Source organism: Bradyrhizobium sp. BR 10261, from assembly GCF_019455395.1.
GTDB classification, from domain to species: Bacteria; Pseudomonadota; Alphaproteobacteria; order Rhizobiales; family Xanthobacteraceae; genus Bradyrhizobium; species Bradyrhizobium manausense.
Genome location: NZ_JACOFQ010000002.1, coordinates 204579 through 225657, shown reverse-complemented (window position 1 = coordinate 225657; position 21079 = coordinate 204579). Strand labels below are relative to the sequence as shown.

The following is a 21079-nucleotide window of genomic DNA, read 5'->3' as shown; positions in this document are numbered from 1 at the left end:
GGAGACGAGCCGGCGCGTGGAGGTTGATCCACGCGCCGGAGCGATACTGAACAGAGGCTAGTTGGGCAGCGAGAACACGGTCAGCGTGCCGCCGAGTGCCGTGTAGTTGCTGAGGGCCGCGTAGCCACCGACCGCGCCGAGGCCCGCCGTCGGATCAGTCAGACCCGCTGCCAGACCGATACCGGCCCAGCCGCCGACGCCCGAGAGCACTGCGACATACTGCTTGCCGCCGTTCTCATAGGTGGTGACGTTGCCGATGATGCCGGAGGGAGTCTTGAACTTGTAGAGCTCCTTGCCGGTCTTGGCGTCGACCGCCTTCAAATAGCCTTCGAGCGTGCCGTAGAACACCACGCCGCCGGCGGTTGCGAGCGCACCCGACCAGACCGAGAACTGCTCCTTGTTCGACCACACGATCTTGCCGGTCTTGCCGTCCCAGGCGATGAAGTTACCCATGTTGGTATCGCCCTGCGGCGGATACATCGAGAGCGTCGCACCCACATAGGGCTGGCCCGCGGTGTAGCTTACCTTGAACGGTTCGTAGTCCATGCAGACGTGGTTGGTCGGAACGTAGAACAGCTGCGTGTCCGGCGAGTAGGCTGCCGGCTGTTCGTCCTTGGTGCCGAGCGCGGCCGGGCAGATGCCCTTCACGTTGTGGTCCTCACCCGCCTTGTCGGTCGAAGCTGCGTCGAGCACCTTCGGACGACCATAGGTCGGCGAGTTCTTGTCCATGTCGACGCCGGAGGTCCAGTTCACCTTCGGATCGTACTTCTCGGCGACCAGGAGCTCGCCGGTTGCGCGATCGAGCGTATAGCCGAGGCCGTTACGATCGAAATGCGTCAGCAGCTTGCGGGCCTGGCCGTTGATCGACTGATCCGAGAGGATCATCTCGTTGACGCCGTCATAGTCCCATTCGTCATGGGGCGTCATCTGATAGACCCATTTCGCAACGCCGGTATCCGGGTTACGTGCCCAGATCGTCATCGACCATTTGTTGTCGCCGGGGCGCTGCTTCGGATTCCATGTCGAGGGGTTGCCCGATCCGTAGTAGATCAGGTTCAGCTCGGGGTCGTAGGAAATCCAGCCCCAAGTGGCGCCGCCGCCGATCTTCCACTGATCGCCTTGCCAGGTCTTCAGGCTCGAATCCTTGCCGACCGGCTTGCCGAGTGCGGTGGTGCTGTCGTTGACCAGGATCTGGTCATCAGGGCCTTCGGAATAACCGCGCCAGGCCAGCTTGCCGGTCTTGATGTCGTAGGCGCTCATGTGGGCCTGAACGCCGAACTCGCCGCCGGAGATACCGATCAGCACCTTGTCCTTGACCACCATCGGGGCCGAGGTGCCGGTCTCGCCCTTGCTCGGGTCGCCGTTCTTGGCGGTCCATGCGACCTGACCGGTCTTGGCGTCGAGCGCGACGAGGGTCGTGTCGGCCTGGTGCAGGAAGATCTTGCCGTCGCCGAATGCGAGGCCGCGGTTGACCGTGTCGCAGCACATCACCGGGATGACGTTCGGATCCTGCTTCGGCTCGTACTTCCAGACGATCTTGTTCTCGTTGGAAAGGTCAAGGGCGTAGACCTTGTTCGGGAAAGGCGTATGGACATACATGATGTTGCCGATGATCAGCGGCCCGCCTTCGTGGCCGCGCAGCACGCCGGTCGAGAAGGTCCAGGCGACCTGGAGCTTTCCGACATTTTGTGCGTTGATCTGATTGAGCTTGGAGTAGCGGCTGTTGGCATAGTCGCCGGTCGGCATCACCCAGTCCTTCGGGTTCTGCGACATCTTGTTCAGTTCGTCATTGGCCGACGCGTTCCCGACGGCGAGAGCCGCCGCGGAGCCAAGAAAGGTCGCCAGTAGCACCTTGCGCATAGTCATTTCCTCCGTTGGTCTCGTTTATTGTTTCCGAAGCGTTTGCTTAATCACCGGGCTTCTCGTCCGGCATCTGCTCGTGCAGGGCGGTCACGCGGGGGGGACCAGAAACGATGCCGTGCTGTTTCCTCCTCCTGATGAGAGCTACGGGTCCGCGTGCAGGAGCGGCCCGTTCTTTTTGTTCCTGCCGCAATCCCTAACGACTTCGCCAACGGGAAACTTGCCCAAGAGTGAACCTGCTTTGCTCGACAGCGCACGAACGCAAAGTTTTTGATTTTGCGGTAGCGAATTCAGCGGCTTCAGTGCGATGCGGTGCTCTGTTGAACGCTCAGGTTCCGCTTGACGGCGGTACAACTAAGGCGGAGGATTAACCGTCAAGGGTGGCGATGGAACGTGGCGCTCGTTTCAAAAGACCGCCCAAATTTGAGGTAAACGTCACGCAATCATGGCTGAGGGCTTCAGCAGGCACTGGCCGCGATTCGCATGGGATCTCCTGACAACACCAGTGGCTGGATTAATGTCCGACACAATTCACACGCTCTCGACGAAGGGACTGACGCCCAAGCGGCAGATCCAGAGTTGGGTGGACGGATTGACGAATCTGTGTGGTCATTTCGATGTCGATCCGCTGGAGGCATCCTCGCTCGAAGGGCGCATCGACTACACGACGGTCTCGCGGCTGAAGCTCTGTCAGATCGAAGTCAGCCAGCATCGCATCGCGCACACGTTCGCGCGGGCCAAGGCCAACGAACACCCGTACATCAAGATTCACTTCCAAACCTATGGCGTGTCCTACTTCGAGCAGGAAGGCCGCCATATCGAGCTGAACCCGGGCGACATCATCGCCTATGACGTCTCCTGTCCGCACTTGATCGTCAGTCCCGCCTTCACGCGCCACGACGTGGTGATCGTGCCCAAAGCGCTTTTGCGCGATCGCGGCTTCCCGTCACAGCGCATGCCGGCCTGCAAGCTGTCGGCCAAGACGGGCACCGGGCGGATCGCCCACGATTTCGTCCATGCCACGTTCGACGAGGCGGCGAAGCTGTCGGCCAACACCGCGGTCGGCGTTGCCGATTCGCTGATCGACCTGCTGCTGCTGCCGCTGCGCGAAGCCGACACGATGTTCGATCGGGTCGGGCCCGAGGCGATGTATGTGCGTGCCCAATTTTTCATCCGCGAGCATCTGCGCGATCCCGATCTGTGCATCGACCAGATTTCCGCCGAGCTCGGCTGTTCCAAGCGCTATCTGCACATGCTGTTCTCGGAGCGCGGCACCACGGTGAGCGACTACATCTGGCAGGCGCGCCTGCAGAACTGCCGTCAGGAGCTCGAAGCCCACGGCGGCAAGACCATCACCGACGTCGCATTCTCCTGGGGCTTCTCCAGCTCATCGCATTTCAGCCGCGTATTCCGGAAATATTTCGGCGTGGTGCCGTCATCGATCCACAAGGCGCAGCAGGGTGCCATCGCAGCGGGCGAGACATAGGCCGGCCTGCTTAACTCGACATGGCGACGTAGGGAATGCTGGTCACGAGCGCCGCGACCAGCATTGCGTTGCAGAGCATTCCGCTCCAATGCAACCGGCGTAGTCGGCGCACGGCCTCGGTGTCGCCGGCATCCCTGGCGCTGAGCTCGTCGTCCATCCGTTGCATGAACCAGCCGCGTCCCCGGATCGCGAGGGCCGCGATCAGGCCGATGCCGGTGGCGAAAAGCGGCCGACCTGCGACGAGGAAAGCCACGGTCGCAAGGACGCCGGTCACAGCCATCATTCTGAATTGGATGTTGAACATCCCGCGCAGCAGCTGCGTGACGGGCGGAATGTCCAGCTTCACCAGCAGGAATGCGGGCGAGGCCAGCAGGAAATAGCCCATCGGGAAAAGCAGGATGACCAGGGCTGCGACGGCGACAGCATCGGGTTTCATGCGCTCGGCCTCTTGCGTGCGGAGCGACGGCCGCACCACATCCTCGCTGTCATCGCCCGGCTTGACCGGGCGATCCAGTATTCCAGAGATGGTGTGATTGAGTCTATAGGCCGCGGCGTACTGGATGCCCCGGTCCAGCCGGGGCATGACACTGGTGACGTGGTGGCACGCGCGGCGGCCACCTCACCGCTGAATGATCTTCGTCCAGACATCGCCGAGGATCGCGGGCTCGCGTGGCGGCAGATAGGTCAGGCCAGCCTGCTTGCCGAGTTCGTCAATCCTGCCCTCGGCGGCGAGATCCGCCAGCGCCTTGTCGACGGCCTCGATCAAGTTGGGATCGCTGCCAAGTCCGACATAGCCGCGATTGGCGCCGATCGGATAATAATAGCCGGAGGCGGCGATTGCCGTATCAGGATGCGCGGCGCGATGGGCGTCGTAGCGGGCGAGGTCGATCAGGGTCGCGTCATAGTCGCCACGATTGAGCGCGCCCAGAAGGTCGTCGCGGCCGGGGACGAGATGGGTAATGTTGTCGATCAGCCGCCCCTTGTCGAACGTCATGAGGATGGCATCGCCGAGAGAGCCGCTTTCAATGGCGAGGCGAAGCCCGGCGAGATCGCCGATGTCGGCAATCTTGCGCTCGCGCGCCTTCGGGCCGAGGACGACCGTCATCGGCGAATAGAGGTAAGGTCTGCTCGGCGCCAGCACGCCGAGTGTGACGCGGCGGCGGCGGTCGTCGCGCGTGGCGCCGGCAAAATCCGGCAGCCGCGCCGTTGGCACGCCCGGCTTGACGAGCGAGTCCGTCGTCAGCGCGTAGCCGCCGATCAGGGAGCAGCGCCCGTCGGACAGCAGTGCGTTGGCCTCGAGCTGCGGGCTCGAATCCTCATCCAGTTTGCTCTCGAACCATTGGATTTTGAGCGGCCGTCCCATCCGGTCCGCGATCGCCTGCGCCAGCAGCACGTCGAAGCCTGAGTCCGGCCTGCCCTTGTGATGCGCCGAGAGCGGCGGGAGGTCCTCGTTGAGACAGATGGAAAGGGGATCGGCGGCCCGAGCTGACGTCGAGGCTGCCGTCGCCGGAACTGCGAGGATCGTCAGGAGCGCGAGCGCCGCTAGCCGCTGTCTCATGGCTTCCTCCGGCTCGAAATGAAGGCCCAGAGATTGCCGATGTCATCGTCGCTTAAGATATCGCCCCAGGGCGGCATCTTGTTGTTCTTGCCGTTCTTCACGGTGGTGACGAAGCGCGTCCTGTCGTCAGGGAAGGCGCGCAGGTCCGGGGTGATGGTGCCGGAGTTCATCAGGTTGGGGCCGTGGCAGTGCGAGCATTTTTCGGCATAGGTCGACTTGCCGTGGTCGATCTGCGCCTGCAGCGGATTGCCGTTCGAATCATCCGCGGCACGGACGGTCGCCGCAAGCGCGACCGTCAGCACCGCGACGGTGGCGATCCTCGCCACCGTCCTGTGAGCTGTGTCTCTCAAGATGTCTTGCAACGTGTCTTGCCGCTACTGCTTCACCGCAAAGACCCAGAGCGAGCCGCCGGGCGGCACCTTGGCCAGCCGCTCGTCGCCGGAGAACAGCGAGTAGACGCCGCCATAGCCGCTGGTGACGGCGACGTATTGTACGCCGTCCTGCTGCCAGGTCACCGGCTGCCCCTCGATGCCGGAGCCGGTCTGGAACTGCCAGAGTTTCTTGCCGCTGTCAGCGTCGAAGGCCTCGAACTCGCCGGTCAGCGCGCCGGTGAAGACGACGCCGCCCGCAGTCGACAGCACGCCGGAGAAGCGCGGGATGTCGCTGGCCGCCTCCCACTTCGCCTTGCCGGTCATCGGATCGATCGCCTTCAGATGGCCGCGCGCACCGTCACCCCATTCCCAGGGATCGGTCAGGTCCATGCCGAGATACCATTCACCCTGTTTGAAGGTGACCGGCTCCGATTTGTACCTGCCGCCGAAGGCGAGCGTGTTGGCGTAGGCAAGGCCCGTCTGCGGGTTGAACGACATCGGCTCCCAGTTCTTGCCGCCGAGGATCGACGGATAGACCGTGACCTTCTTGCCGTCACGGGCATCCTTGACGACGTCGGTCTCGATCGGGCGGCCTGTCTTCATGTCGACGCCGGTCGCCCAATTCACCTTCACATATGGATTGGCCGCGAGCAGCTTTCCGTTGGTGCGATCGAGCACGTAGAAGAAGCCGTTGCGGTTGGCATCCATCAGCACCTTGGTCGGCTTGCCCTCGACATTCATGTCGGCGAGGACCATCTCGGCCACCGAGTCATAGTCGAACGGGTTGTTCGGCGAGAACTGGTAGTGCCACTTGATCTTGCCCGTCTTGGGATCCATCGCCAGTACGGAGCAGGTGTAGAGATTGTCGCCGGGGCGCACGGCCGAATTGAACGGGCCGGGGTTGCCGATGCCCCAATAGACCGTGTTCAGCTCGGGATCATAGGACCCCGTGATCCAGGTCGAGCCGCCGCCGAGCTTCCAGGTGTCGCCCTTCCAGGTGTCGCCGCCGGGCTCGTCCGGCGAGGGGATCGAGTGGGTGCGCCAGAGGTGCTTGCCCGTCGCCGGATCCCAGCCGTCGATGAAGCCGCGGGTGCCGAATTCGGCGCCGGAGATGCCGGTGATGACGACACCGTCGGCAACCAGCGGAGCCACCGTCATCGAGTAGCCTTCCTTGATGTCGGCCGCTTTCTGCCGCCACAGCTCCTTGCCGTCCTTGATGTCGAGTGCGATGACGTTGGCATCGAGCGTGGTGCGGAACAGCTTGCCGTCGAACAGCGCCGCGCCGCGATTGATGATGCCGCAGCAGACGATGCGCGGTGTCTCGGCCGGATATTCGATCTTGGATTTCCAGATCTGCTTGCCGGTCTTGGCCTCGACCGCCATGGTCGCGTTGTGCGAGGTGACGTAGATCACGCCCTGGTAGACCAGCGGCTGCGATTCCTCACTGCGATCGTCGTTGAAGGAGTAATTCCAGACCGGGACCAGATTCTTGACGGTGTCCTTGTTGATCTGGTTCAGCGTCGAGAAGCGCTGAAGATTGTAGCCCATCCCGTAATTGAGAACGTTCGACGTATCGGTTGCACCCTTGACCAGTTGATCGGTCGTCTGTGCGCTCGCAACCGAGCATGCGGATATGACGAGGCTCGCGGCCATCGCAAGGCGTTTCATCCGTTCCTCCCAATATGCGCGTCTTTTGACGCTGCGATTGCAACACTCCGCCCGAAAGCAAAACACGTCAATACGAAAGTCGAAACTGCGCTGCTGATATGTTGGATGCCGGACGCTTGTCACCTGACGGGAATCTGACGAACAACTCCGACTTGCGCGCAGACGCTGAGAAAATTCCGCGGTATGGTGCAAGGCCTGCGATCAGCGGGCGCACAGACCGTCCGGTTCCGCCAGTTGTGCAGTGCGCAGATTGCAATTCCGCGCTTGAACCGCGGCCGTCTTGCGGACTTATGTTGTTGCGATCCCGGTGAATCGGGGCATGGCCAGGGAGGTCAAAATGATATCGCGTCGCTCAGTTGCGCTTGCGTTCACGTTTGCCGTGGTGTCGGGTCCGGCCTGGTCGGCATCCGCCAGCGCTGTCAAGACGTTCGACACCGACAATGACGGCACGCTCGATCTGGCCGAGGTGAAGAAGGCTGCAACCGCGCTGTTTGCCAAGCTCGATCCGGACCATGACGGGACGCTCGATGCGCGCGAACTGCGCGGACGGCTGACGGCGAAAGAACTCGCCGCCGCCGACCCCGATCACGACGGCACGCTGACGCTCGATGAATATCTCGCCGTCGTGGAGCAGCGATTCAACGCAGCAAATCCCGACAAGGACGGCACGCTCGACGCCAAGGAGCTGAATTCGCCAGCGGGTCGCGCCTTGCTGCGATTGTTGCGCTGAGATCGTCAGCGCTTGACTGGGAGCGAAGGCGGTTTGTCCGAGAGCGAAATTTGCGCGTGTTATTCGATACTTCGCCGTGTTCGCGGTCCGATTCCAGACTTGCGCTGTGCCTGAGGCAGCCCTAGGTTTTGCCCGGCGCGATGTCGCGCTCAATACTTGGCTCAATACCTGGGGAGACCCCGAATGGCCTGGAAAGCTCCGAAGATCGTGGAAGTGCCGGTCGGCATGGAAATCAATATGTACGCCTGCGCAGTGCGCAAGTAAGACCGACGATCTGCCACGGCTTCGATGGCAGATGCCGCCGAAGCCGTGGTAGTGTTCGGCATGCGCTTGGGGGCTTCCACATTCCGGACTGCAGTTGCGTGCATCGTCGCGTTCGCGCCAGCAGGTGTGAGCGCCGAAGAGGGCTTTGATACCGAGCACATCTTCGGCTTCATGATCGGCAGCGATGTCGGCAATCAGGGCGAGCGCGAATTCCAGACCCAGACGACGGGACGCTTCGGCAAGGGCGCTGGCACCTATCGCGCCCTCGAGCACGAGGTCGAGCTTGAGGTCGTGCCGCTGCCGAATTTTCGCGTCGAGGTCGGCGGCACCGTGACGCTGCATGACATCACCGGCGTCCCTGACATCGATGACCGCCGCCAGTTCAATTTCCAGGGCCTCTCGCTCGATTTGCGTTATCGCCTGCTCGGCCGCGAGAACGCCCCCTTCGGGATGACCATCGCCGCCGAGACACATGGCGATCGCATCGACGAGGTCAGCGGCGCGAAGGGGCGGATGTACGGCACCAATTTCACGCTCGCCTTCGATCGCGAGCTGATTCCGAACTTCGTGATCGGCGCGCTCAATCTGATCTACCAGCCGGAATGGGCGCGGTTCGAGGTGTCAGGCCAGTCGGAGAGGAGCTCGATCATCGGCGCCGCATTCGCCGGCATGGTGCGTGTGCGGCCGGATGTCCTGCTCGGAGGAGAGCTGCGCTACTTCCGCCAATACGAAGGCATTGGCCTTGGCGAGTTCGCAGGCCAGGCCCTGTTCGTCGGACCGACGGCCTATGTCCAGCTCTCCGAGCAATCGCGGCTGACCCTGAGCTGGAGCATGCAGGCCTGGGGCCGCCCGGCGGGATCAAGTGCCAATCTCGACCTCGTCAATTTCGAGCGCCACCAGGCGCGGGTCGTGTTCGGGATCAACTTCTAGCAGGAGAGGTTCCCCGCTTGTCCTCACGCGCGTTTGAAACTTGCAGCTACGGGAAACGTAGCCCTTTGTGCTAGTCTCAATCGCTCCCGCGCGAGGATCCCGGCATGAATCCGATCGACCTGGTGGTGACTGTGTGTGTGGTGCTCTCGCCTGCGACCTGCGAGGAGCAGCATCTGGTCTTCAATTTTGGCGGCTCGCCGGCGCAATGCTCCATGGCCGCGCCGCCCTATATCGCGCAATGGATCGGTGATCACCCGAAATGGCAGGCGGTGCGCTGGCGCTGCGAATTTCCGCATACGCATGACAAGGCGTGACGCGCGAACGTTACTTGGTGCAATCCTTCAAATCCTTGTCGGAGATCGAGAACACTGCGTCGGCTTTGATCTCGATGTCGCGGACGATGCATTGCCGTGAATTGGGATAGCTCACCTTGGCGTCGTAGCGGCCGGGCTCGACGCCGGTGATGCGCAGCCGTTCGTCGTGGTCGACCTCCTTGTCCTTGTCGTTCAGGCACTGGTTCGGGCCCCAGTCGGTCTTGCCTGATGGCGCGAGCTGGAAGCCGGAGATCGTTTCGCTGGTCAAATTCCAGAGCCGGATGCCCTTACTCTTGGTCTGCGCGAGCGTGGCGCCCGTCATCGCAATCAACAGGATGCCGATCGCAATCAGCTGGCGGCGCATGGTGACCTCCCACGACAATCTCGTTGAACTTAGTTGATCACGAGTTCTCATTTCGTTTCAAGCTCCGACGCCGCAAGCTCCGCCCTGATCTCCGCCCTGATCCTGGCGAGCTCAACTTCGTTCCGTTTCGCGCGCGGAATCGCGATCGGCAGCTCCTGCACGATGCGTGCGGGGCGGGGCGACAGGAAGAACAGGCGGTCGCCGAGACGGATGGCATCTTCGAGGCTGTGGGTGACCAGCAGCGTCATCACGGGACGGCTCGCCACCAGCGTCGCGATCTCGTCGCGCAGGCGGCCGGCGAGGGCGTCGTCGAGCGAGGCGAGCGGTTCGTCGAGCACCAGCAGATCGGGCTCGACTGCGAAGGCACGGGCGAGCGCGACGCGGCGGGCAAGGCCCAGCGACAATTCGCCTGGAAAGTGACTGCGATGCGCTTCCAGCTCGAGGATCCTGAACAGCTCCGACAGCTTGCCGTCGGTGACGCCGGGCGCTGCCAGCCGCACATTCTGCTCGACCGAGCGCCACGGCAATAGCCGCGGTTCCTGGAACACCATGCCGATCCGTGCCTCCGGCGGGCGGGCGACATGGCCGTCGAAGTCGCGGTCGAGCCCGAGGATGATGCGCAGCATCGTGCTCTTGCCGCAGCCTGAGGGGCCGACGAGCACGCCGACCTCGCCGGACTGAATCGCGAATTTGATCGGCGAGAGCACCTCGTGCGGTCCACCCGCAGCGCTCCGATAGGTCTTGCCTGTGATGTCGACCTCAAGCCGCACGGGGCCGCCACCGCGTTGCGCGGGCCTCGAACGGCTGCACCAGCGCCGTCTCGATCACGAGCACGACCGCGGCGAAGGTCAGGGAATAGGCGAGCAGGCGCGGCGTGTCGAACAGCTGGAAGGCGACGCCGATCTCGAAGCCGACACCGTTCGGCCGTCCCAACAGCTCGGCGACCAGCACGATCTTCCAGACCAGCGACAGGCCGGAGCGGGCGGAGGCCGCGATATAGGGGGCAAGCTGCGGCAGTACGACATGACGGAAGGCGCGCCAGCGCGGCATCGCAAAGACGCTCGCCATCTCGTCGAGCGAACGGTCGAGTGCGCGCGTACCTTCGCGCAAGGTGACCACCGCGGTCGGCAGCTTGTTGATGGCAATCGCTGTGATGGCCGCGGCCTCTGTGAGCCCGGCCCAGATATAGGCCAGCACGATCACCACCAGCGCCGGCAGGTTGAGCAGCAGGATCAGCCAGGGATCGCCGAGGCGGTCCGCGAGCGTCACCCGTCCCATCAGATAGCCGATGGCACTGCCGACCGACATCGCGAGCGCGAAGGCGAGCGCAACGCGCGCAAGCGTGGCACCGAGATGCAGGAGCAGCGCGCCTGACGCCGCTTCCGCGATGATGACGTGGAGTACGACAGGCGGGGAGGGCAGTTTTGCGCCGCCGACGAACAGCGCGGCTGTCCACCAGATCGCAAGCAGCAGGGCAATCGACAGAATGCGCAGCACCTCAGTCTCCGGGGACGGCATGGTAGAACGTGCCGGGATCGAGCTCGGCCGCCGGCCCGACCAGGTCACGGCCGCCGATCTCGGCCAGCACGCGATAGAGCACGCGCGCATCCGCCTCCTCGTCACTGATGCTCCGGCGCGGAATGCCGTCGCGATAGCGGTCGCGATACGTTTTCAGCATGGCCAGATCGCTCGCGCCGGTGAGGGGGGCGATCTCGTCCCAGGCCGCATCGGAGGTGACCAGAAGCTGCTTGGCCTTGCGGGTCATGGCGAGGAAGCGCGCCACCGCGTCGCGATGGCTGGCGGCCCAGCCCTCATCGAACACATAGCCGACGGCAGAGACCGCGCCCTTGGCGCCGAGGTTCGGCAAGATGTCCTCGATGCCGGCGAGGCGCCGAAAACCTTTTGCCTCGAGCTGGGCGCAGAAATTCCAGAAATTCAGGCTCGCATCCATCTCGCCGTCGAGCGCCTTGGCGGCGATCAGGGGCGGCGCGCCATAGACGATCGTGGCTTCCGACTTGAGGTCGATGCCGTCCTGCTTCATCCGCGCCTGCAGCAACAGCCAGCTCTTGTCGATCGGGCCGCCGCCGACGCCGAGTTTGCGCCCCCTAAGCTCGGCCAGCGTCTTGATCGGCGAGGATGCGGGCACCATCACCGCGCCGAGCGCGCTGGAATAGGGATAGAAGGTCAGCTTGGCGCCGAGCGCACGCTCGCGCGACACCCACAGCCAATCCGAGAGCATGATGTCGGCATTGCCGGCACGCATCGCAATCTTGCCGGCCTCGGGACTCGCAAGCTCGGTAACCTCCAGCGACAGATCGGCCTCCTTGTCGAGCCCGGCCGCGCGGATCGTCGCCAGTTCCCAGGAGAACGTTCCGGTCTTCTGCACCGCAAGGCGGATGACATCAGCGGCGTGGGCCGCCGTGCCCAGCGCCAGCATCATCGCCAGCACTATTGTTCGTGCCAGAACTCTCATCACCTTGTGAGCCATTTCCTCGGATAGAGTGCTTCTCAGGACAATAGGCATAGCATAGCTTCCATCGCAACCAGCCGGGAGGATGCTCATGAGCTTTGCGGGACAGATACGACCTGTTGTCGCCGCTGTGGTTGTGCTCGCTGCGACCGTGTATGCGGCCAGGGCCGAGGAGGCCAATGATTATCCGACATCGGCGCGCGCGGAATATGTCTATGGCTGCATGAAGGCCAATGGCGAGACGCGGCAGGCGATCGAGCAGTGCTCCTGCTCGATCGACGTGGTCGCCTCGATCGTCCCCTATGAACGCTATGTCACTGCAGAGACCGCGCTCAGCATGTCCCAGGTTCGCGGCAATCTCGGTACCCAGTTCCGGACCTCCGAGCAGGCGAATGCGGCCGTGAATGATTTGCGCAGGGCGCAGGCCGAGGCCGAGGTGAGGTGTTTTTGACGGCTAGCCTTGCCAACTGCATTCGTCATGCCCGGGCCTGTCCCGGGCATCCACGTTCTTGGGTTAAAGCTCGTGGATGGCCCGGACAAGCCCGGCCACGACGGCTGACAGCGTCACGTTCCGGATTTCTCCACGTCCCACTCATTCCGGAACACGTGTCCGTCAGTGTCCTTGGCCTCCGCGCGGAATCGCTTGGCGCCGTTGGAGACATAGGTGAAGCGCAGATTGGGATCTTCCGAGATCGAGATGCCGCCTTCCATCGACAGCACCGGGCTGCCGTCCTGCGTTAGCTTCAGCTGGTTGATGAAGAAAGCGGGGATATAGAGCTGGGTGACCTGATCCATCTGCAGGCCGGAATTGTTGGGATGGCCGATCATGATCTGGGCCTCACGGATGCGGCTCGCAGGCAGGTCCTCGCGCGCGAATTGCCGGTAGCGCATCTGGCCGAGGTGGTTCTGGGCTTCCTCCGCGTTTTTCCCCGCCGGCGCCGAGCAGCCGCCTGAGGCCTTCACATAGGTCTTGGAGACGTAGAGCTGGCCGTCGCTGAGTTCGGCGACCGCATGCACATCGGTGTAGTTGTTGACGCGCACGCGCGTGGAGATTTCGCTGACATTCGCATCTGCGCCAAGCTCAAACTTCGCGGCCATCGGCGCCGGGTTGCGGTCGATCACCAGCGTGATCGAGCGGATGCGCCTGACGTCAGCGGGCGACAGCTTGCTGCGCAAAGTCACCGGCACGATCGCCGCATCCTCGGCGCGATAGGGCATCTCGATGGCGATGATTTCGGCGCCGTCGTTGATCGGACGGTTGTTGAAGATATCCTGCACCAGGCCGGGCCAGGGATCGTAAGCCTCGTCGGCGCTCACAGGCAGCGCAAAGGCGATGCCGAGCAGCGCGGCGATCAGCGGCAGGCGGCGTATGCATCCCATCACGATCAAGGTCCTATGCGGACGAGGCGAGTAACAGGGCGAAGGTAGCGCGCCCACTACTCCCATTCAATTTCAGAAAATGCTGCGGTTGCGTTGCGGGCATTGTAATCGTCGAACAGTTCCCAATGCGACCGCTCCGTCGCGGCGGCCTTCTCGGCCGCGGTCCGGATCGGCTCGCCCTTCTTGTTCGAGGTACGGACGTCCGACAGCAGCGTGGTGAGATAACGCCGTTCGTCCGACAGTGCGGCAGGCCAATCGCTCACAGGGCCGTGACCGGGAATGACGCGGACCGCCGAAATGGCCTCCAACTGCTTCAGCAAGGCGAGCCAGCCACGAATGCTGCCGTCCATCACCGGAATATGGTGCAAAAAGACCAGATCGCCCGCAAACAGCGTCTGGGTCGTCTCATCGAAAACGGTCAGATCGTTGTCGCTGTGCGCGGCTGGCCACGCCCGCAAGGTTATCAGGCGCGATCCGAGATCGAGCGTCATCGTGTCCTTCACCAGCACGGTCGGCGGCACGATCTTCACGGGATCGATCAGCTCCCCGCCCATGATGCGCCTGAAATTGTCGAGATAATAGGGGCCGCGCGTCGCCAGCGCCTGCGGCAGCTTGCTGTGGCCGACGAAGCTGGTTCCGTCGGCGAGGAAGGCGGCATTGCCGAACACATGGTCTGGATGGCCGTGGGTGTTGATGACATAGCGGATCGGCTTCCTGGTGTGCGCCCGTACCGCCGCCAGCAGCGCCTCGCCTTCGCGCAGGCTGCCGCCGGTGTCGATCACGGCCACTGCGTCCTCGCCGACAATGAAGCCGACATTGGCGATATCGCCTTCGTTCTCGCGGGTCATCACGGCGATGGTCCCGGAGTGCACGAAGATTCCGACCGCGACTTCGCTTACAGGCAATTCGGCTGCCCCAGTGCGTGCTAGCGTCGCGAGTCCAAGCAGAGATAGGGCTGCGATCTTTGAAACGAGCTGTGACACTTTTCCGCCTCAGTTCAGGACCTGGCCTCACTGCAGTGCAACACAACGAGCCAACACCAGGTTTGGCAAACAAAAGAGGGTGCGTCCTGCCTTGCATGGATAGCATTCGAAGGAAATGAGGAGGAAGCGCGATGGAGGCCGGACGACATCGTCGCTGGTTGGTTTCACTGTGCGTGATGGCGGCTTCTTGTGCGATCGGCGGCGCGGCCCGCGCGCAGACGAGTGACGGCGGCGACCTCTCGTTCGAGCTGGTCGATCCCAAGGTGCTGCGGGTATGTGCCGACCCGCGCAACATGCCGTTCTCCAACGAGAAGGGCGAGGGCATTGAGAACAAGCTCGCCGAGCTGTTCGCCGACAAGCTCGGCAAGAAGCTCGACTACGTGTTCTTTCCGCAAGCAACAGGCTTCGTGCGCATGACGCTGGGTGCGCATCGTTGCGACGTCATCATGGGCTTCCCGCAGGGCGACGACATCGTGCAGGGCACCAATCCCTATTACCGCACCACCTATGCGCTGGTTGCGAAAGAGGGCAGCGGGCTCGAGAATGTCGACACGCTCGAAGATCCCAAGTTGAAGGGCAAGCATGTCGGTATCATCGCCGGCACGCCGCCGGCGACCAACATGGCGATTGCCGGGCTGATGAGCGACGCCAAGCCCTATCCGTTGATGATCGACACACGCTACACCAATTCGGCGCAGGCCATGATCGACGATCTCACCTCGGGGAAGATCGATGCCGGTGTGCTGTGGGGGCCGATGGCGGGGTACTACGCCAAGAAGGCCGGCTCGCTGCACGTGACGCCGCTGGTGAAGGAAAGCTCAGGGCCAAAACTGGTCTATCGCATCGGCATGGGCGTGCGCGCCGCGGATCAGAACTGGAAGCGGCAGCTCAACAAGCTGATCCAGGAAAACCAGGGCGAGATCAACAAGATCCTGCTCGACTTCGGTGTGCCTCTGCTCGACGAGAATGACAGGCCGCTCGGCGTGGAGGCGGCCAAGAAGACGCCATGAGATGGCCCCTGGCCGCTGCGCTCGTCGCCGCTGCGCTGGTGGCGCAAGTGCTGGCGCAGCAGGCGTTGGCGCAGCAAGTGTCGGCGCAGCAAGGTCAGGCCCGGCAGCAGGAGCCGTTCGAGCCGGAGGGCTATCGCACCGACAATTACCGCGCGCCGGTGCCGGCGACGCTGGAAGGCGCGAGCGTGCTGACGACGGCCGACGCCGAGGCAATCTGGCGGGCGAAGAGCGGTGCTTTCGTCGATGTGCTGCCGCGTGCACCGAAGCCGAAGAACCTCCCCGCGGGCACGGTCTGGCGCGATACGCCGCGGAAAAATATCCCGGGCAGCATCTGGCTACCCGACACCGGCTACGGCGCGCTGCCGCCGGCGATGGACGATTATTTCCAGCGTGGCCTTGCGCAGGCCTCGCATGACGACAAGGCCGCGCTGCTGGTGATCTATTGCCTCGCCGATTGCTGGATGTCCTGGAACGCCGCCAAGCGCGCGCTGGCTTACGGCTATGCCAACGTTGCCTGGTACCCTGACGGCACCGACGGCTGGGAGCACGCGAAGCTGCCAACGCAGGAGGCGCAGCCGGAGCCGCGGCCAGAGCAGTAGGCCCGGCTGTCTCCCCGTCATTGCGAGCGCAGCGAAGCAATCCAGAATCTTTCCGCGGCGGGGACTCTGGATTGCTTCGCGCAGCCTGTCATCGGGCCGCGCTTCGCGCGGACCCGTTGGCTCGCAATGACGGTGTGGGAATCGCCCTACTGCTTCTGCAACTTCGTCAGCGTGCTCGCCCCGTCGGCGTCGGTCGCGGTGTACGTCACCCTGTCGCCGGCATGGACGGCATCCAGCATCGCGGCATCCTTGGCCTTGTACTGTTGAAGCGCCCCGGCGCCGCCGGCACTGCCGCCGACCGTGCCCTTCTGCATCTCCTGGATCGAGATCGTATTGTTGAGCCTGTTGATGCTGGTGACCATTCCGGTCTTGTCGTCAGCAAAGGCGCTTGTTGCGAGCACGGTGATGGCCGCAGCGCCTGCGAAAATGAATTTTGCTGTTCCCATCGAGGCCTCCCGGCGTTTAGATTCACGGGACAAGCCATCCTAGATGGATTTGGTTCCGGCAGATAGCGCGGCAAACATTAACGATCGCACTGATATCGCGGGAACTTTTATGAAAGCCGTCAGCAGGCCTGACGCTATTCCATTTCCTGCTGGATCACCCGGCCGAGCGCGAACAGGCGCTGGTCGATCGCAGTCGGAACCTCGCAGACGAAGCGCACCACCTTGCGGCGGTCCTCGAAAATGCGGGTCTCCCAGATCAGCTGGTTGCTCATGGCGTCAACCTTGGCGTCGTCGCGGGGCGTTGCGTCCTGGAGGGCCTGGAGCTGGATGGTCTCCTCGCGGATCTTGTCGGCGGCCTCGCGCTGCTTGCGGCTGACGCGTTCAAGCCCGCTCATGACCTGGGATCGCTGGGCGTTGAGCGTGTCGAACAAGCCGGCGAACAGCAGCTTTGCGTTCGCGGTCTTGTCGGCGGAGCCGGCCAGGAACTCCTTCACCGACTTCTCGGCCTCCTCCAGCGGCGTCTTGCGCGCCGCGAGCTTGGCGACCAGCGCGCTGATCTTGCTGTCGTCCTTCCACTTGCTCTCGGCGTCACCGAGCTCGGGACCGGCCCAGACCGCGGCCAGCGAAATCTCCGGAACCTTGGCCTGCGCACATGGCCAGTTGGGATAGCGCGGATCGGCGGCGCGCGCCGCCGTGGAGACAGCGAACGCAAGCACCGCCAAGGCAAGGGCTCGAACCATCATCCTTCGCCTCCCGCAGGTCCGCGCCGGGCCAGCCCGCGCGAGGGATCATAGGCGAAAATCGCGCCGATCATGAAGACGATTGTGCAAGCTCCGACCACGGCGAGCGAGATCCAGTTGATCTGCCCATACAGCGCGAAGCGGATCAGCTCCACCGCATGGGTGAACGGGTTGGCCTGGCAGATATAGTAAAGATAGGGGCTGCCCTCCTGCACCCGCCAGAGCGGGTACAGCGCGGATGACGCAAAGAACATCGGGAAGATGACGAAGTTCATCACGCCGGCAAAGTTCTCGAGCTGCTTGATGCCGGAAGAGATCAACATGCCGAGCGAGCCCAGCATCAGCCCTGACAGGATCAGCGCCGGCAGCACGGTGAGGTAACCGATCGGAGGCGGGGTGATATCCCAGAACCAGGCGATGATCAGGAACGCATAGACCTGGAGCAGCGACACCGCCGTGCCCGCGAGCAGCTTGCAGAACAACAGGAAGCCGCGCGGCAACGGGCTCACCAGCAGCGTGCGCATATTGCCCATCTCGCGGTCATAGACCATCGAGAGCGAGGACTGCATGCCGTTGAACAGCTGGATCATCGCCATCAGCCCGGGCGCGATGAAGACCTCGTAGAGGATGTAGGTCTCATAGGGCGGGATGATGGAGATGCCGAGCACCTGGCGGAAGCCGGCAGCGAAGATGAACAGCCATACCAGCGGCCGCACCAAGGCCGAGACGAAGCGCTCGCGCTGATGCAGGAAGCGCAGGCCCTCGCGCCAGACAATGCCGGTCAGACAGGTCATGTACTCCTGTAACGAGAAGCCGCGCGGCGCCTCGCGCGTGGTGATGCTGCTCATGCGCCGCCTCCCGGCATCATCTGCGCGCCGGTCAGGCGCATGAAGGCGGTGTTGACGTCCTGTGCGCCGGCCTCGGTGATGACACGGCCCATCGGTCCTTGCGCCAGCACCTTGCCCTGGTGCAGCACCACGAGGTCGTCACCGGGCATGATCTCGTCGAACAGATGCGTGGCCCAGAGCACGCCGATGCCTTGCTCGCTCACGAGCTGACGGACATGGCTGATGATGTCGGCCCGCGCCTTGACATCTAGCCCGACGGTCGGCTCGTCCAGCAGCAGCAGTCGCGGTCGGTGCAGCAGCGCGCGGGCGATCTCCAGCCGCCGCATCTGGCCGCCGGAGAGATCGCGCACCTTGCTGCCGGCACGCTCGCTGAGGCCAATGCGCGCGAGCAGCTCGGCGCTGCGCGCCGCCGCCTCGCGCCTGATGATGCCGTGGAGCGCCGCGTGATAGAGCAGGTTTTGCGTCAGCGAGAGGTCGAGATCGAGCGTGCGCGGCTGGAACACGACGCCGAGCAGGCGCAGCGCCTCGCCGGGGCTCTTGCTGATGTCGTGGCCGAAGATGCCGATGCGGCCGGTCTGAATGCCGAACAGCCGCGTGATCAGCGAGAACAGCGTGCTCTTGCCGGCGCCGTTGAGCCCGAGCAGGGCGGTGAAGCTTGCGGGCTGTACGTCGAAGGAGACGTCCGTCAGCGCCCGGCGCTGGCCGTAGGAATGGCCGACACCGTCGATCGACAGCGCCGGTACCGCGGCGGGATCGGGCCGTGGCGTCTGGCGCGGTTCGGAAACAGGAGCGGGGCTGGTCATGGTGCGATCCCTGGCGCGATCGTGATGCCCCAGGGCAGTTCGCCCACCTGAATGGTCTTGATCACCTTTTGCGCGGCGACGTCGATGACGGAGACGTCGTTGGAGACGCCATTGGTGGTGAGCAAATATTTCTCGTCCGGCGTGAAGGCCATGTGCCAGACGCGCTGGCCGACCAGCAGATATTTTGCGACTTTGCGCGTGGCGGTGTCGACTACGGCGATGCGGTTCGCGGGGCCGAGCGCGACAAAGGCGGTCTTGTCGTCCTTGGTCATGCCGATGCCAACAGGCTGGATCGCTTCCTTCCGCAGGCCCGGAATCTCGAATGTGACCTTGCCGATCACCTCGTGCTTCCCGGGATCGACGATCGAGACGGTACCACCGATCTCGGAGGACACCCATAATTCGGAAGCATCGCGCTTGTAACAGGCAAAGCGGGGCCGCGCATCCACCAGCACGTTGGCGACGATCTGGCGCGAGGCCGTATCGATGAAATGCGCCATGTTGGTCGTCTCGGATGTGTTGATCAGGGTCTTGCCATCAGGGCTGATGGTCATGCCCTCGGGCTCGACGCCGACCTGAATATCGCCGAGGCGGGCGCGCTTCTCGAGGTCGATCACGGTCACCGTGTTGTCGTTCTCGTTGGCGACATAGAGCGTCCTGCCGGCGGCATCCTGGGTGAACAATTCAGGGTCGGGGCCGGAGGGCAGCGTGTCCACCACGGCTTGCGTCCTGGCGTCGATCAGCTGGATAGTGTCGTCGTCGCCGACCGCGACCATCACGAACTTGCCGTCGCGCGTGAACTCGATGCCGCGGGGCCGCTGGCCGACCTTGACGGTCTTTGTGACGGTCCAGCTGTCGGTGTCGATGACAGACACCGTGTTGCTTTTCTCGTTCGAGACATAGGCGATGAAGGCGTGCGCGGGCGCTGCGACAAGCACCAGTCCGGACAGCAATCCCGCACGCAACATCCGCATCCTCATTTCAGCTTGCATTTGCTCTCCGGGCGATCGTAGCCGAGCGTGTCGAGCTCGGAGACCTGGTGCAGAAACCCTTCCTGCGGCGACACCGACACCACCATGCGGCCGTCGACCAGCAGGATCGGCTGCCGCAGCTGCAGATTCCAGTCGCGCAGCGTCAGCCTTGTGCCCTTGAACGCGGCGACCTCGAAATTCGGTCCCTTGATGAAGTCGGTGACTTTCTTGACGTCGGCGGAATTGGTCCGCGAGGTGGCTTCGCCAATCATGCGCACCGCGGTCCAGGCCTGCATGTCGAGCGCGGTCATGCGGCGCGCGTTCAGCTTCATGAAGCGGTTCTGCATCTGCGTCGCGCCCCATTGGTCCTGCGCCGCATCCCAGCTGCGCGGCACGAGGCCGGCCGAGCCGGCGACGGGGCGGGGATCCCAGGTGCGATAGGGCAGATAGGCGGCGAACACCTCGCTTTCATCCGCAGCGACAAGCACGTCATAGGCAGGTGCCTGTTGCGTGAACACCGGCATCTGCCGCTGGATCAGCGTGACGCCGCTATCCGTGCGGCGCGCGCCGCCGGTGTCTTCAAATGTGCGCTCCTGCACGATCTTGGCGCCGAACCGTGCAGCCGCACGCCGCAGCGCATCGGCATAGAGCTTGTCCTCGTCATGCGAGCCGACCACCAGCAGCCAGCGCGACCATTTCTTCCACACCAGGTACTGGCCAAGTGCATCCGCCAGCATCGACCGCGTCGGCGCGGTGTGGATCACATTGGCGCGGCAATCGGCCTCGCGCAGCCGCTCGTCGATGGCGCTGGCGTTGAACAGCAGCGTGCCGCGATCGCGCAAGGCATCGGCCACTTTCAGCAGCGCATCGGCCGGCAGGGCGGCGACAATGAAACCGTTGTGCTCGGCGAGCGCAGTCGCAGCCTGGACCGGATCTTCGCCCTCCCTGATGCGGTGCTCCTCCAGCGTGAAGCGCTGGCCGAGGAATTTTCCTGTCGTGTTGTTGTCCTCGATCGCGAGCTTGGCGCCGGCGACGCCGTCATTCTCGGCCGGCTGCTCGACCAGCGAGAGCGTCGACCTGGTGCCGGCTAAACCGAGATAGCCGACGCCGATCGTCACAGAGTCGGCCGCGAGCGCCTGCGCCGCTGCCAGACACAGGCCGATCGGGCCGAGCAACCATCGGATCATGCTTCCTCCGCAACCTCCTCCCCGGCTTGACCGCCGATGGAGAATTGTTTCTGTTCAAGCATGACCGATTTGGCCGGGCTTGCAACCCCGCATTTGG

At 63.6% G+C, this 21079-nt stretch carries 25 protein-coding genes; 8 read left to right on the top strand and 17 right to left on the bottom strand.

Going from position 1 to position 21079, the window contains the following annotated elements; genetic code table 11:
• Window positions 1-57: 57 nt before the first annotated feature.
• Window positions 58-1860: a lanthanide-dependent methanol dehydrogenase XoxF5 gene (gene xoxF5, locus HYH07_RS03110; RefSeq protein ID WP_220001075.1), complete on the bottom strand. Its 1803-nt coding sequence runs from the start codon at window positions 1858-1860 to the stop codon at window positions 58-60.
• Window positions 1861-2377: 517 nt separating this feature from the next.
• Between xoxF5 and HYH07_RS03105 the strand changes: the two genes are divergently transcribed.
• On the top strand, window positions 2378-3346 hold the full coding sequence (locus HYH07_RS03105) for a helix-turn-helix domain-containing protein (RefSeq protein ID WP_220001074.1): 969 nt from the start codon (window positions 2378-2380) through the stop codon (window positions 3344-3346).
• Between the two features lie 10 nt (window positions 3347-3356).
• On the opposite strand, the gene HYH07_RS03100 is transcribed toward HYH07_RS03105, so the two are convergent.
• The 4 genes from HYH07_RS03100 to HYH07_RS03085 form a co-directional block, all read right to left on the bottom strand.
• Window positions 3357-3782 carry a hypothetical protein gene (locus HYH07_RS03100; protein ID WP_220001213.1) on the bottom strand — a complete coding sequence of 142 codons (426 nt, stop codon included), beginning with the start codon at window positions 3780-3782 and terminating at the stop codon, window positions 3357-3359.
• A gap of 183 nt (window positions 3783-3965) precedes the next feature.
• Window positions 3966-4904, bottom strand: a complete 939-nt coding sequence (locus tag HYH07_RS03095) for an ABC transporter substrate-binding protein (protein WP_220001073.1) — start codon at window positions 4902-4904, stop codon at window positions 3966-3968.
• A complete protein-coding gene (locus HYH07_RS03090; RefSeq protein WP_220001212.1) occupies window positions 4901-5257 on the bottom strand; it encodes a cytochrome c in 357 nt (118 codons plus the stop codon). Before HYH07_RS03090 ends, HYH07_RS03095 begins: the two co-directional genes overlap by 4 nt.
• A 21-nt stretch (window positions 5258-5278) precedes the next feature.
• On the bottom strand, window positions 5279-6943 hold the full coding sequence (locus tag HYH07_RS03085) for a methanol/ethanol family PQQ-dependent dehydrogenase (protein ID WP_220001072.1): 1665 nt from the start codon (window positions 6941-6943) through the stop codon (window positions 5279-5281).
• Between the two features lie 337 nt (window positions 6944-7280).
• Between HYH07_RS03085 and HYH07_RS03080 the strand changes: the two genes are divergently transcribed.
• From HYH07_RS03080 to HYH07_RS03065, 4 genes are all read left to right on the top strand, one after another.
• A complete protein-coding gene (locus tag HYH07_RS03080) occupies window positions 7281-7673 on the top strand; it encodes an EF-hand domain-containing protein (protein ID WP_220001071.1) in 393 nt (130 codons plus the stop codon).
• A 183-nt stretch (window positions 7674-7856) separates the two neighbouring features.
• Entirely contained in the window at window positions 7857-7937 is an 81-nt protein-coding gene (gene pqqA / locus HYH07_RS03075; protein WP_215616223.1) for a pyrroloquinoline quinone precursor peptide PqqA, read from the top strand.
• Window positions 7938-7961: 24 nt separating this feature from the next.
• Window positions 7962-8867 (top strand): hypothetical protein, encoded by a 906-nt coding sequence (locus HYH07_RS03070; protein WP_220001070.1) that lies wholly within the window; start codon window positions 7962-7964, stop codon window positions 8865-8867.
• A gap of 104 nt (window positions 8868-8971) precedes the next feature.
• A complete protein-coding gene (locus HYH07_RS03065) occupies window positions 8972-9181 on the top strand; it encodes a hypothetical protein (RefSeq protein WP_220001069.1) in 210 nt (69 codons plus the stop codon).
• Window positions 9182-9191: 10 nt separating this feature from the next.
• On the opposite strand, the gene HYH07_RS03060 is transcribed toward HYH07_RS03065, so the two are convergent.
• From HYH07_RS03060 to HYH07_RS03045, 4 genes are read right to left on the bottom strand one after another with little or no spacing between them, the layout of a single operon-like run.
• Complete coding sequence (locus HYH07_RS03060) at window positions 9192-9545, bottom strand: hypothetical protein (RefSeq protein ID WP_220001068.1); 354 nt, start codon at window positions 9543-9545, stop codon at window positions 9192-9194.
• Window positions 9546-9592: 47 nt separating this feature from the next.
• Complete coding sequence (locus tag HYH07_RS03055) at window positions 9593-10315, bottom strand: ABC transporter ATP-binding protein (RefSeq protein ID WP_220001067.1); 723 nt, start codon at window positions 10313-10315, stop codon at window positions 9593-9595.
• Window positions 10305-11042, bottom strand: a complete 738-nt coding sequence (locus HYH07_RS03050) for an ABC transporter permease subunit (RefSeq protein ID WP_220001066.1) — start codon at window positions 11040-11042, stop codon at window positions 10305-10307. Before HYH07_RS03050 ends, HYH07_RS03055 begins: the two co-directional genes overlap by 11 nt.
• 1 nt (window position 11043) lies before the next feature.
• Entirely contained in the window at window positions 11044-11985 is a 942-nt protein-coding gene (locus tag HYH07_RS03045) for an ABC transporter substrate-binding protein (RefSeq protein ID WP_220001211.1), read from the bottom strand.
• Between the two features lie 121 nt (window positions 11986-12106).
• Between HYH07_RS03045 and HYH07_RS03040 the strand changes: the two genes are divergently transcribed.
• Complete coding sequence (locus HYH07_RS03040; protein ID WP_220001065.1) at window positions 12107-12466, top strand: hypothetical protein; 360 nt, start codon at window positions 12107-12109, stop codon at window positions 12464-12466.
• Between the two features lie 113 nt (window positions 12467-12579).
• Here HYH07_RS03040 and HYH07_RS03035 read toward each other — a convergent pair whose 3' ends face one another.
• Together HYH07_RS03035 and HYH07_RS03030 are read right to left on the bottom strand one after the other, a co-directional pair.
• Entirely contained in the window at window positions 12580-13395 is an 816-nt protein-coding gene (locus HYH07_RS03035; RefSeq protein ID WP_228749183.1) for a quinoprotein dehydrogenase-associated SoxYZ-like carrier, read from the bottom strand.
• Window positions 13396-13451: 56 nt separating this feature from the next.
• The gene (locus HYH07_RS03030; protein ID WP_409363874.1) at window positions 13452-14300 is read right to left on the bottom strand and encodes a quinoprotein relay system zinc metallohydrolase 2; all 849 of its coding nucleotides are present in this window, start codon (window positions 14298-14300) and stop codon (window positions 13452-13454) included.
• Window positions 14301-14554: 254 nt separating this feature from the next.
• On the opposite strand from HYH07_RS03030, the gene HYH07_RS03025 reads away from it, so the two are divergent.
• Both HYH07_RS03025 and HYH07_RS03020 read left to right on the top strand, forming a co-directional pair.
• Entirely contained in the window at window positions 14555-15388 is an 834-nt protein-coding gene (locus HYH07_RS03025; RefSeq protein ID WP_228749182.1) for a substrate-binding domain-containing protein, read from the top strand.
• Window positions 15385-15987 (top strand): PQQ-dependent catabolism-associated CXXCW motif protein, encoded by a 603-nt coding sequence (locus HYH07_RS03020; protein WP_220001061.1) that lies wholly within the window; start codon window positions 15385-15387, stop codon window positions 15985-15987. Before HYH07_RS03025 ends, HYH07_RS03020 begins: the two co-directional genes overlap by 4 nt.
• Before the next feature lie 146 nt (window positions 15988-16133).
• On the opposite strand, the gene HYH07_RS03015 is transcribed toward HYH07_RS03020, so the two are convergent.
• The 6 genes from HYH07_RS03015 to HYH07_RS02990 all read right to left on the bottom strand — a co-directional run bounded on the left by HYH07_RS03015 (window position 16134) and on the right by HYH07_RS02990 (window position 20982).
• Window positions 16134-16433, bottom strand: a complete 300-nt coding sequence (locus tag HYH07_RS03015) for a copper-binding protein (RefSeq protein ID WP_220001060.1) — start codon at window positions 16431-16433, stop codon at window positions 16134-16136.
• 134 nt (window positions 16434-16567) lie between these two features.
• Window positions 16568-17176 carry a hypothetical protein gene (locus HYH07_RS03010; protein WP_220001059.1) on the bottom strand — a complete coding sequence of 203 codons (609 nt, stop codon included), beginning with the start codon at window positions 17174-17176 and terminating at the stop codon, window positions 16568-16570.
• The gene (locus HYH07_RS03005; RefSeq protein WP_220001058.1) at window positions 17173-18021 is read right to left on the bottom strand and encodes an ABC transporter permease; all 849 of its coding nucleotides are present in this window, start codon (window positions 18019-18021) and stop codon (window positions 17173-17175) included. Before HYH07_RS03005 ends, HYH07_RS03010 begins: the two co-directional genes overlap by 4 nt.
• Window positions 18018-18824, bottom strand: a complete 807-nt coding sequence (locus HYH07_RS03000; protein ID WP_220001057.1) for an ABC transporter ATP-binding protein — start codon at window positions 18822-18824, stop codon at window positions 18018-18020. Before HYH07_RS03000 ends, HYH07_RS03005 begins: the two co-directional genes overlap by 4 nt.
• Window positions 18821-19816, bottom strand: a complete 996-nt coding sequence (locus tag HYH07_RS02995; protein ID WP_220001056.1) for a YVTN family beta-propeller repeat protein — start codon at window positions 19814-19816, stop codon at window positions 18821-18823. The genes HYH07_RS03000 and HYH07_RS02995 overlap by 4 nt, the downstream gene beginning before the upstream one ends.
• The gene (locus HYH07_RS02990; protein ID WP_220001055.1) at window positions 19801-20982 is read right to left on the bottom strand and encodes an ABC transporter substrate-binding protein; all 1182 of its coding nucleotides are present in this window, start codon (window positions 20980-20982) and stop codon (window positions 19801-19803) included. The genes HYH07_RS02995 and HYH07_RS02990 overlap by 16 nt, the downstream gene beginning before the upstream one ends.
• Window positions 20983-21079 lie beyond the last annotated feature (97 nt).